The 1,338-nt window shown below is 59.7% G+C and carries 3 protein-coding genes; all 3 read right to left on the bottom strand.

Translation table 11 applies throughout. The features are described from left to right. Nucleotides 1-361: antiterminator Q family protein (locus FEM54_RS32645; protein ID WP_138454293.1), on the bottom strand; the 361-nt coding region annotated here is incomplete at its 3' end. Next, nucleotides 358-645, bottom strand: coding sequence for a hypothetical protein (locus FEM54_RS32640; protein ID WP_138454292.1), 288 nt, complete (start codon nucleotides 643-645; stop codon nucleotides 358-360). The genes FEM54_RS32645 and FEM54_RS32640, both read right to left, overlap by 4 nt. Beyond that, nucleotides 638-1,338 (bottom strand): DnaB-like helicase C-terminal domain-containing protein (locus FEM54_RS32635; protein WP_171045969.1); only part of this gene is annotated, 701 nt, incomplete at its 5' end. The genes FEM54_RS32640 and FEM54_RS32635, both read right to left, overlap by 8 nt.

Here is a 1,338-nt window from a genome sequence, read left to right as displayed (position 1 = left end):
CGCCGTCGATCCAGGCCACGCCGGCCTTGATCAGCTCGCGGGCCTTGGCTTCGCCCATGTAATTTTCCCGGGCAATCCGAAGTGCTGGGTACTTGGCGCCGAAGTACAGCCAGATGAAATTGCCCATCTGCGCATCACGCGCGGCTAGCTTGGCGACCGCCCGATCCACCACCAGGGCCACGTCGTCCGTGACGCAATAGTTCTTGATGCCGCCCTCTGTGACGTTGTTGTCGCGGATCAGCGCATAGAGCGGTGACACGTACCGAGGCACGCCCATCCCATCCATCCGCCACCAGCCCCATTGCTCCAGCAGGTATTCCGTATCCCCCAGGGGCTTGTCGAGATATGTGCGCTTCTTCATGCGGCTTTCCTCGGATCTGGGTCACTCAGGCCAAACAGGTCACGCAGCAACGTGTTGGCGGTCTTGTTCTTGGCGTTGCCCTCGATCAGCCATCGTTGGCCATAATCGTGGAACGGGATCTGCGAGCGGCTAGCGTGCCAACTGGCGACGATGTCCAACAGGTAGGCAAGGGCCGTGGGGCCACCAACCTTCACCTTTGCCAACTCCTCGCCGGCGATCTTGAGGAATTTGCACTCAAGCGCGTTCATGCTCTTGCGCGGCAACGCGGCGGTAACGTTATTCATGGTTTTTGCTCCCCCTGAATTTGCTGGCAAAGCTTCGCCCCATCTCGACCTCCTCGTTACTCGGTGGCCGGCCTTCAAAGTCAACAAAACGGACGTACTTGCCCTGTTGCTGTACCAGGCAGGAACCAATGCGGGCATGACGAACCTTGCCCACGATTAACTCGGTGACCCCGTTCTGGCCCTCCTCGCTCTCCATGTCCCGATGCACCAGGATAACCACGTCGGCGTCCTGCTCGATCTGGCCGGAGTCACGAATATCACTCGGACGCGGGCGCTTGTCGGGCCGGTTAGTCGATCCGCGATTGAGTTGCGCAAGCACAATCACCGGGATCTTAAGTTCCTTGGCTAGGTTCTTCAGTGCTGTGGAGATCTTCCCGACCTCGAGGGAACGGTTCGAGCTGCTCTCGGCGCTGATCAGTTGGATGTAATCGATCAGCAGGACACTCAACCCCTCCCGACGCTGGCACTGGCGAGCAATCGAGCGAATGCGCGCCACGGTCATGCCGGCCTGGTCGTTGACATACAGCTTGGCTCCCATCAGGACGCTGGCGGCGCTGGTGAGCTTCGGCCAGTCATCGTCTTGAAGGTCACCGCTATCGAGCGCGCTGAGATTGATGCCCCCAAGAGACGCTAGGCCGCGCGTAACAAGTTCCTCCTTGGTCATCTCCATGGAAAACGCTAAACCGGCTCCAG

The organism is Pseudomonas edaphica, from assembly GCF_005863185.1.
GTDB lineage: Bacteria > Pseudomonadota > Gammaproteobacteria > Pseudomonadales > Pseudomonadaceae > Aquipseudomonas > Aquipseudomonas edaphica.
The sequence above is the reverse complement of the archived record's forward strand: the minus strand, read 5'-3'. Positions and strand labels throughout refer to the sequence as shown.